This is a genomic window from [Flexibacter] sp. ATCC 35208 (assembly GCF_001975825.1).
Taxonomy (GTDB): domain Bacteria; phylum Bacteroidota; class Bacteroidia; order Chitinophagales; family Chitinophagaceae; genus Chitinophaga.
Genome location: NZ_MTKN01000115.1, coordinates 1 through 10,225, shown reverse-complemented (window position 1 = coordinate 10,225; position 10,225 = coordinate 1). Strand labels below are relative to the sequence as shown.

At 44.4% G+C, this 10,225-nt stretch carries 8 protein-coding genes; 2 read left to right on the top strand and 6 right to left on the bottom strand.

What is annotated here, in order from left to right; translation table 11 throughout:
• Nucleotides 1–4,595: Ig-like domain-containing protein (locus BW716_RS33525; protein ID WP_143709188.1), on the bottom strand; the 4,595-nt coding region annotated here is incomplete at its 3' end.
• A gap of 387 nt (nt 4,596–4,982) precedes the next feature.
• Between BW716_RS33525 and BW716_RS33520 the strand changes: the two genes are divergently transcribed.
• Nucleotides 4,983–5,597: an alpha-ketoglutarate-dependent dioxygenase AlkB gene (locus tag BW716_RS33520; RefSeq protein WP_083730421.1), complete on the top strand. Its 615-nt coding sequence runs from the start codon at nt 4,983–4,985 to the stop codon at nt 5,595–5,597.
• Here the strand turns inward: BW716_RS33520 and BW716_RS33515 are convergent.
• From BW716_RS33515 to BW716_RS33505, 3 genes are all read right to left on the bottom strand, one after another.
• Nucleotides 5,581–5,892, bottom strand: a complete 312-nt coding sequence (locus BW716_RS33515; RefSeq protein ID WP_083730420.1) for a hypothetical protein — start codon at nt 5,890–5,892, stop codon at nt 5,581–5,583. The genes BW716_RS33520 and BW716_RS33515 overlap by 17 nt on opposite strands.
• A 114-nt stretch (nt 5,893–6,006) precedes the next feature.
• Nucleotides 6,007–6,207, bottom strand: a complete 201-nt coding sequence (locus BW716_RS33510) for a hypothetical protein (protein ID WP_083730419.1) — start codon at nt 6,205–6,207, stop codon at nt 6,007–6,009.
• Between the two features lie 164 nt (nt 6,208–6,371).
• On the bottom strand, nt 6,372–6,653 hold the full coding sequence (locus BW716_RS33505) for a hypothetical protein (RefSeq protein ID WP_083730418.1): 282 nt from the start codon (nt 6,651–6,653) through the stop codon (nt 6,372–6,374).
• Between the two features lie 97 nt (nt 6,654–6,750).
• Here BW716_RS33505 and BW716_RS33500 point away from each other — a divergent pair, with 97 nt between their 5' ends.
• The gene (locus BW716_RS33500) at nt 6,751–8,934 is read left to right on the top strand and encodes a beta-1,3-glucanase family protein (RefSeq protein ID WP_083730417.1); all 2,184 of its coding nucleotides are present in this window, start codon (nt 6,751–6,753) and stop codon (nt 8,932–8,934) included.
• 39 nt (nt 8,935–8,973) lie between these two features.
• Here the strand turns inward: BW716_RS33500 and BW716_RS33495 are convergent, their stop codons facing one another.
• Both BW716_RS33495 and BW716_RS33490 read right to left on the bottom strand, forming a co-directional pair.
• A complete protein-coding gene (locus BW716_RS33495) occupies nt 8,974–9,477 on the bottom strand; it encodes a bifunctional 2-polyprenyl-6-hydroxyphenol methylase/3-demethylubiquinol 3-O-methyltransferase UbiG (RefSeq protein ID WP_179091386.1) in 504 nt (167 codons plus the stop codon).
• A gap of 253 nt (nt 9,478–9,730) precedes the next feature.
• A partial coding sequence (locus BW716_RS33490) for a gliding motility-associated C-terminal domain-containing protein (protein WP_179091385.1) occupies nt 9,731–10,225 on the bottom strand: 495 nt, incomplete at its 5' end.

Genomic DNA, 10,225 nt, shown 5'->3' with positions numbered 1-10,225 from the left:
TCAGCTGTAGTAATATTCTGGTCCGCACCTGTCGGATCATCATTTACCGCTGTTACGGTGATATTGATGGTTACTGTTGCAGTACCGCCATTACCATCATTGATCCCGATTGTGAAGCTATCAGGACCATTGTAGTTGGTTGCTGGCGTATAAGTGTATGTTCCATCTGCATTGACCGTTGCTGTACCATGCCCTGGATCAGTAGCCTTGCTATAAGTCAGCACATCAACATCCACATCTGAACCCACCACACTTCCATTATAAGCCACATCCTCTGTTGTCGTAATATTCTGGTCAGAACCAGTCGGCGCATCATTTACCGGCGTAACTGTTATATTGATCGTTACTATCGCCGTACCACCATGGCCATCACTGATCTGTATAGTAAACGCATCCGTACCATTATAATTTAAACCAGGTGTATAAGTATAAGTACCATCCGTATTTACTGTAACCGTACCATGAGACGGATTAGAAGCCTTGCTATAAGTCAGCGCATCTCCATCCACGTCTGAACCCACCACATTTCCATTATAAGCTACATCTTCAGCTGTAGTAATATTCTGATCAACCCCAGCAGGCGCATCATTCACAGGAGTCACCGTTATACGAAGCGTACCAACACTACACATACCCGGCGTTCCATTATCACACACACTATACTTCACACTATCCACCCCATTATAATTCGCCGCCGGTATATAAGTATAACTACCATTCGTATTCAACACAATCGTTCCATGCACAGGACCTGTCTGCACACTAGCCGTCAGCGCATCGCCCTCTACATCCGTATCATTTGTCAATACATTCCCCGTACCCACATTATCTTCCAATATAGTTAGCACATCATCCACCGCCACCGGCGCATCATTCACAGGAGTCACCGTAATTCTAAGTGTACCAACACTACACATACCCGGCGTTCCATTATCACACACACTATACTTCACACTATCCACCCCATTATAATTCGACACCGGAGTATAAGTATAACTACCATTCGTATTCAACACAATCGTTCCATGCACAGGACCTGTCTGCACACTAGCCGTCAACGTATTTCCCTCTACATCTGTATCATTTGTCAATACATTCCCGGTACCTACATTATCTTCCAATATAGTCAGCACATCATCCACCGCCACCGGCGCATCATTTACCGCTGTAATTCCCAATGTTACTGTCTTCGTATCCTGCTTTGCACCCCCTGAACCAGTATTCCCATTATCATTGATATTTACTGTCAATGTAACCGTTGCAGGTGGATTCTGTGATGAAGAATAAGTAACTTTATTCGCAGTCAAAAATGCATTAATATCCGTAATCGTACCCGTCAATACCAATGCACTACCCGTACCACTCACCACTACACCAGATCCCGACACCGCACTCACATATCCATCCGGCACAGAAAAAGTAACCGTCACACTACCCGTACCCGCATCCACATCCGAAAACGATATATCCTTCAATGAAGCCGGAATATCCTCAGTTACCGCAATACTCGTCGGCACTGTAATTACCGGCGCATCATTCACCGCTGTAATCACAATAGTCATCTTCGCCGCCGCTGTTGAATAAGAAGTTCCATCTGACGCCCTCCAGTCAAAACTGGTCGTTCCATTCCAATTGGCCGTCGGAATAAACGTGATATTCCCCAACTGTGAAGCCAGAATCTCCTGTCCTGCTGTAATCACCACCCCATTCAACCGGAAACTACCATTCAATGGCAAAGTGACAATTCGGATCTTATTCAACGCTGTACCATCCGCATCTGAATATTGTGATGTAAAATTAGTCGCCGTAAATGCCAGGGTATTATCTTCCACCCCTGTCACCGTACTATTCGTCACTACCGGTAAGTTATTGACTGTCGCCATGACAGTATAGGAATAATCTGCCCGGCCCGTATCCGCATCATTATTCAATATGCGCACTACTGCCACATAAGTACCTACTGTATAAGAAGCAGCATTGAAAGTAACCGTAAAGCTCGTACTGCCACCCGCTGTTATTGAGGAAACTGATGGCTGCGCACTCACGGTAAAGCCTGCATCACCACTGATCGCCACATTCGGTGTACCTGTCAGGTTAATCACCCCGGTACCCACGTTGTTGATGACAAATGTATTTGTTATCGTACCCGTCGTCAGTGTGCCAAAGTCAGTTCCATCTACCGTCGTCACCGTACCACTATTGTCATTGATCAATGTACCATTACCTGTTACATTAATACGCGGATCTGTTGTGATGACGATCGTTGTAGTAGAAGCCGGCCCTGTTTCTGTACCATCATTCAATGTTGTGGTGATGATACGGTTCGTTGTATTCGGCGCACTATTGCTGTTTCTATATTCAATCAGTTTCAGCGCAGCAATATAACTCGCCTGTGAAGCAGATCCCGTCAGCGTGATTGTACTTGTACCACTGCCGGTTGCAGTAATACCTGCTGGCAATGTACCATTGATGTACAATTCTTCACTCCCCGCATCCAACACATTCGTGAGCGTAATCACCGCCTTCACCATATTATCTCCATCATAATCTACGATACTCAGATCTGTATCTGTGATCTTCACACCTGCACCACCCGCATTGAAATAATTCAGGTAATTATATTTGCCCGTAGCACCTGAACTGTTATCCGCATCCAGGTTCGCCTTCGGACAATTATTGACATCCATGGCCTTTGTGATCAGGTTATTTTCGAAGTAACACTCTTTAAACCCCGAATTCTGATTAGCCAGCGATGATAATGTAAAAGGCGTACCCACTGCATGTCCTACCCCACCACTTACAAAGCTACCATTGTCATTGATGATCAGGGTGACGTCGAAATCCAGGTTATCAAATGCACTCAGATCCATGTCATAGGTAAATGTTTTACATTCTCCCTGCAGGATCGTCTGGTTGAAAGTACCGGTATACAATAAAATAGCAGCGGGATCCGTGGTAGGATCCCCGTGATATATTGAAATTGGCATTCCTGCACTGGCATTGCCCGCGCCCGGGTTGCACACTTCCACACTCGCCCTCACGATATTACAGGAGCTACCTTTTGCAAATGAAATATCGGCAGCGTTAAATGCAATATCCGGTCGGGCCCCATAATAATCCATGGATTCCAGGATCTGGTAATCCGGATTGGCCAGACCAGTTTTATTGGTAACCGTTAGCGTGGTTTTATCGACTGAGAGGGAAAATGAAATATCATACCCATAATTACCCTTATAACCTACTGTATTCGCATGGTTCCGCGCACTGGTTCCATCCAGTGGTACACTTTTAAAAGCAAAGTTGTCATCTCTCCTGGTAGTACCATCCAAACCCACCTGCTGATAAAAATAGCCCGTAGCTGTACTTGTTGACAGATCAATGTATGCATATCCTGCCAGTGAGTTTTCATTACTTTCACGATCGGTATTCACCGCGTTACCCGTTTCATTCAGGTACATGGAGGTTGTACCCAGCGGAATAGTAAATGTTTTGGCAACTCCTGCTGAAGAACTGGTCCCCTTGGCTATAAATGCAAAATCAGTATTGAAGAATTCCGCACTCATCCCCTGTCCTACTCTTTTGTAAAATTCTACGACAAATGCATCGTCAAAGTCACGGGCATAATTCGCATCCCGCTTAATGACCAGGTTCGTTCCTGAGATGTACATCTGCGGGTTGCATACCCCTACCGCACCGGCGGTGCTCAGTTTGGTGGAATAATCACCCGTAATCGCTGATGATGAAAGGAAGCTCATGGTGGATGCACTGGACAGGTTATTGATCACATAAGTCGATCTTCTGTCAACAGAACCACCATTCGCCAAAGTAATTACGCCATCCGTCAAACCCGCATCCAGGTCGATGGTAAAGCGCATATTGGAATAACCTTCCTCTGTTCCGGAACTTGAATTCAGGTCGGTATAACTGGAATTGGTACCCTTACCCTGGATACTGATAATATTGGTACCAGTTGGAATGGCAATAACCAGGTCTGTATTAGCAGTACCTGTACCATGCAATAACGCTTTTACCTGGGGATCGAGTGGAGTCAGTGAATTATTATAAGGGGAACAATATTCTACATAATAAGAAGAATGCGTTGTCGTAACAGTCTCTGTGATGGTAAGCGTGCTGCCGGAAATTGTAAACTTCACATTGTTCAGGTCTGCTGGTGTGGCATCACCTACCTTGCTTCCGGCAGGGATAAAACTGCCCAGGGCAACTTTCTGCCACCCATACACATTCGTTCCCGAACCATCAGTATTCGTATTCTTTGCCACATTCACGTAACCGGATGACGTCCCTCCTGAGATGTCAATCACAGCACTGATATTGATGAAGTCCTCGTCTCCCTGAGGGTTATCACTACTTGTAGTGATACCGGTCTCGGAAGAAACATACACATTGATGGAAGAAGTCCCTGCTGGAATAGTAAAAACAGGGGCAGCACCTCCGGGGGCTCTGTATTTAGCTTCTACGCTCAAAATGTCTGCCTTTTTTCCACCGCTGGGGCTGCATGGACTGGTCGGCATTTGACCAAATGTCATCAACGAACAAAGCAATAAGCCGAAGCTTAACAATAATGTATTCTTCATAAAGATAGAGATAGGCGTCCCTTACAGATAGCCGTTAAAATAGTTAGGTACAGGGTATAACTTATCGTTAAGTATTCAGAGGGAAAATGGGGAATTGAAGATCGCCGAACGTTTTTTATTCATCCAAAACTACATTGTCAGAAATGGGATTCCATCCTACTTACGAAAGGTTATAAACTGGACCTACCCGCGGCAAAAGTATTAAATTTTAATATTATATTAAAATTATTTTAAAACAGTTATTTTATGAATATTATTATCCAACGTAGATGTGGAAACATATTGATTTTCATTAATAATTGTTCAAAAATTATTTATTTTACTGATAGGTCTCCTAAATATGAGTGAAACAACAGCTTGCTAATATTTTTAGTATTTTTGTAAACTATGCTACTTTTTGAAGACAATGAGCTGTTTGATCAGGGAAAAGTGAGGTACATTAACTATGCCCTGCCGGATACTACCCTCGAACTGCGGGAGCAGTTTTTTCCTAAAAATGAATCAGACCATTATTTTAAACTCCTGAAAGAAAATACCCCCTGGAAACAGCATAACCGAAAGATGTATGATAGGATACTGCCAGATCCACGCTTAATTGCTTATTACGGGGGTGAAAATGGGCTGGAATGGACACAAGAGCTACTGGATATCAAAATGAAAGTAGAAGCTGCCTGTGGGGTTTATTTTAACAGGGTATTGTTAAATCATTACAGAGACGGCAATGATTCCGTCGCATGGCATAGCGATACGCTACCTGCAGATGGCATACATCATCCAATTGCCTCGGTGACCTTTGGCGAGACACGATTATTTAAAGTGAGACATAAGACGAGAAAAGATGTGCTGCCGCTGGATATACCGCTCACACACGGCAGCTTTTTGCTGATGGGTAAAACAATGCAGGATTTTTATGAACACCATGTGCCAAAGACCAGCAGAAAGATTGGTGCAAGAATTAACCTGACTTTCAGGATTTCGGATACCGCTAAGAAGGTGTACTGACTTCCTCATCCGCGGGCACCTCGTTTATTTCTTCATCATTCATAATCAACTGGACAGGATTTATTTTTTCAAATTCATCCTTACTGATTAACTGAATTTGCTCCATGGCAGGCAGACCGCTGTTGAACAAAGTGATCAGGCGCTGTAAGGTAGCATACAGATTTTCAGGCACGGCTTCTTTATAGGCTACGCAGTAATAAGGATAAAAACCACCATAGGGTTTGCCAAATAGTACTTTGGAATTTTTTATCTTTTTGTTGATTAGTTTGTATTGATTAGGGGTAATGCAGACCAACCAATATAAGTAGTTGGGGTTCGGATTGTCATGACCGGAATAAAGGTATAGCTGCTTTTGTGTAATTGATAATCTGTAGGAGCCATCTATTTCCGGCGCAAACCAGTAAATATCCTATCCGGTGTGGTGCTTGCCATCTCCTAATTCAAAGGAATAGTAGAGGGCATCGGCATGGCAGGTAAGTGCACTATCGGGAATGACTAATCTCGTCAAGGTGCTGTCATCCACAAGGTGGAGGATCTTTCTATTGGAATGCTGGCCGATGGCAAGTTGACTGGTCAATAAAACAGATAAAACAAACAGCCTGCTTTTCATGCTTTAAATATACAAAAAACGGATCACCCGTTCCACACGAAATTATAAAATCCTGCGGTGTAAACCCCAGCTGTGCAACATCTGACTATACATCGAACCACTTCCACATTGTACAGATTCTCCATAGCAGGTAATTAAGGAATATCCAAAGGCACAAAAGCAAACTATAATACCCCTACCACCAATGTAGATGTAATAAATGTTTGCTTCAGGAAAGAATTTTTTAATCCCCGAATTTCTTTTTTCATACTGAAATTAATAAGAAAAAGTCCCTGATAAATGTATGAGATAAACACAGGCATCTCATCCGCAAAAAGGTAATTTGTACCAGCCGGAATTCCCCATATACGTAACCGCTTCTCCAATGCCAGCATGACAGCTTTCTCTAAAGAATAGTAAGTATTCACTGCTGTAAAAAACGCATTGATGACTGCACCCCTATTCATTCCATGACTTTTATCACGTAAAAATAAGCAGTATTTGGTTTTTCGGAATAAAAACTACCTTTGTACAAGTTCTTTAAAATTAAGACCTATAATCGCTATGAAAATCAGACCTTTCTTTTCCCTCAGGGTCTTTTGTACCCGCCTGGTCGTACTGCTTGGCCTTTCCATGTCTATTGGAACCACTGTACATGCCCAAACCACGGTTCCCTTTACCCTGTACAACAATTCTGCTTACACAGATGCCAACGTCTATGTTGCTGTAATTGGTATTATCAATGACAATCACGTATGGATTGACCCCAAAACAGGCGCAGTCAATCCTATGAGTACGTCTTATAATACAGTATCAGGTCCTGTCATCAATGGAAACTACGGCCCCGGTGGCAACGGCAAATACGCCGCCTGCTTCGCAAAGCTGAGTGAAATTCCAAACAAGGTGGTCAACGTTCCCGGCATCGCTGGTTGTCGTATCCTGATCTCCTTCAACTCACAGCTGTACCTTTATTTCTTCGGCGCTTCCGGCTCTCCCAGCGGTTATGCAGCACCCAATCTCGCTAATCCAACCGATCCCAACCAGGGCATCCGTTACGAGAACATTGAGCTGACAAACGCGTCTAATGGTCTGTGGGTAAATACTACGCGTGTAGATGCGTACCAATACCCAATGGGCCTCGAAGTATGGGGTAACAGCAGCTTCTATCAAAAAGTAGGGGAAACTGTCACACACAGTTACATCCTCAATCAGTGGCAGACTACCGCGCCTACTGAGTTTGCCGGTTGCTACGATGCGACCAACGGCATTATCCACTTCCCTTCCAAAACCACTGCATGGCAATCAGGCGGTGCACAGGCCAGCTACTTTGGCTCCTATGTAGATGCTATCTGGTCCAAGTACACCAGCGGTAACCTGATCTTCAATGCAGGTGATGCAGGTACATGGAGTGGTAAAGTGTCAGGTAGTACCTTCACCTTCACAAGAAGTTCCGATGGCGCTGTAGGCACCATCTCTGCCAAACCTTCCCAGATCGAAGTAATGGAAGGTAGTGGCGTGATGGCCAGCGGCGGTCAGTGGGACAAAGTAGTACAGGCACAGATCTGCGCTGCTATCAATCGTCATGCAATTGACCTGACTAAGGCCACTGGCGTGACACAGGATTTCTCTACGCCATCACTTTATTACCAGACCGCTCCTTACAACTGGTATTGTAAGTTCTGGCACCGTAGCGACATCACCTTTAATAGTCTGACGTATGCGTTCTGCTACGACGATGTTTTCAATCAGTCTTCTACCATCAATGCACCTTCTCCAACCCGCGCTACCATTACCATCGGTGGCTTTGCCGGCCTTACTTCCAACAGCCCGGTGACCGTCTACAAAGATTGTAACTACGCTGGTTATGCAGTAGGTCTGAGCACAGGTACTTATACCCTGAGTCAGCTGAATGCACTGGGTATTCTGAATGACGATATCTCCTCTCTGAAAGTAAGCTCAGGTTATAAAGTAACCCTGTACAAGAATGATAATTTTGGTGGTGCTACAGCTAGCTTCACAGCTGATGACGCATGTCTGGTAGACAACAACTTCAACGACTCTACATCTTCTCTAAAAGTTGAAACGACCAGCAGCACTACGTCTATCAAGATCGAAGCAGAGAACTACAATTACATGTCAGGCGTACAGACAGAAACCACCAGCGATGCAGGTGGCGGACTGAATGTAGGTTATATTGATGCAGGTGACTGGCTGAGTTATGAAGTAACAATCCCCGCTACCGGTTCTTATGTAGTAGACTATCGTGTAGCTAGTACCTCTTCCGGCAATACACTGCGCCTTGAAAAAGATGCTGGAGCTACACAACTGGGCACTGTCACCATTCCTAATACAGGTGGCTGGCAGGTATGGTCCAATGTAGCACATACTGTATCTCTGCCTGCTGGTACTTACAGTATCGGTATTGCCACTGCTACTGGTAATTTCAACTTTAATTACCTGACCATTACCAGTACTTCCGGCGCAAGAGTAGCTGCTGCTAGCAATGTTACAGAAGACACGCACACTACGGTGACCCTGTCTCCTAACCCGGTCAGCAACCAGCTGTATATCCGTAATAATGATAAGATCAGAACCATGAGTGTTTTCGACATCAGCGGACATGCGATTATGCAGGTAACCAATCCTGGCACAAACATCAATGTATCTTCATTGGTACCTGGTGTTTACATTATCAAAATAGACCGCAAAGATGGTAGTCAGAAGATTGTGAAGATCCTGAAACAATAAAATATAAAAGCCCTGTATTCGTGAATGAATACAGGGCTTTTATATTTTTTTAAAAAGACCTTCTGCCACGCCCCTGTGTTTTACTGGGCGCTGGCTATAATTGAGCGACTCAAGTTCATTCAATAAGGGTAATATATTTTCATTGTCTGCACGCTCAATCGCCAGTTTCAAAATCAGCACCCCACCAGGTTTCAGCGCATCGATAATAGCCGGAAATATCGCCACATCAAAATAATAATACAATACAATGAGATCATATTTGTCCGCAATTTCAAAAGCAGACAAATCCGCACACACTGTCTTCACCTTCAACCCCTCCGCACGCAAACTTAACTGCTCCATCGCCACATCCGAAAAATCTACCGCCGTCACCTCCCACCCTCTCTCGGCCAGGTACAACGTATGCCTGCCACTACCAGCCGCCAGATCCAAAGCCCTTCCACCAGCAGGAAACTGCTCATACATGCCAATAAAATAAGGATCTGGTATGTCCAATGAAGGAAGGCCTTTCGTGTATCGTTCATTCCACAGCATTCTACTCATTTGGACAAATGTAATGAAAAATGATTTCATTAGTTTTTGACGCGCCCTGTGCTCCTACCCAAGTCAGAAGCAGAGGGCCTGCGAAGCCATGAAATAAAAAATTCCTGCCGGAACCGACAGGAACTTTTTATTTTATAATTTGTTTTTTACAGACAACAAGAATGACGAATAGTTTAACGATGCCTATAAAAAGGGAAGACGCCCCGGTGGGTACTCCGGGACGCCTTCAGCCTATTTCTACTTTACACTTCTCTTATCTTAATACGGTCACTTCACCTTTCACTATTTTCGTCTCTCCACCTGCCGTATTCTTGTAGCTCAACAGATACACATATGTTCCTACATCTACCAGTGATCCCTGGAATCTACCATCCCACCCTTTGGTCTGGCTTTTACTCAGGAACACTACCTGGCCCCAACGGTTGAAGACGCGCAGATCGTAATCATACATCGGACCGTTTACGTGAGGTTTGAACGTATCGTTGTTACCATCACCATTAGGTGTGAACGCATTCGGGAAGTCTGGCTTCGCTTCACATTGTTTGTAAGTAACTGTGATGTCGTCGGTTACGGTACCGCAATCATTGTAAACAGTCACTTTATAGTATCCGGTCGCTGTCACTACATACGTTGCTGTTGTAGCGCCATCCTGCCATCTGATGCTGTTGCCGGTACCGGCATCTACACTCAGTGTCAGGGTCTGACCGATACAGATGGTCGTATCATTGCCCAGAGAAATATCTCCGAT

Bases quoted from the DNA above. Each gene is read 5' to 3' on its own strand.
- BW716_RS33520 (WP_083730421.1), top strand. From the start codon at position 4,983: ATGCTACTTTTTGAAGACAATGAGCTGTTTGATCAGGGAAAAGTGAGG.
- BW716_RS33495 (WP_179091386.1), bottom strand. From the start codon at position 9,477: ATGAGTAGAATGCTGTGGAATGAACGATACACGAAAGGCCTTCCTTCA.
- BW716_RS33500 (WP_083730417.1), top strand. From the start codon at position 6,751: ATGAAAATCAGACCTTTCTTTTCCCTCAGGGTCTTTTGTACCCGCCTG.
- BW716_RS33510 (WP_083730419.1), bottom strand. From the start codon at position 6,207: ATGAAAAGCAGGCTGTTTGTTTTATCTGTTTTATTGACCAGTCAACTT.
- BW716_RS33505 (WP_083730418.1), bottom strand. From the start codon at position 6,653: ATGAATAGGGGTGCAGTCATCAATGCGTTTTTTACAGCAGTGAATACT.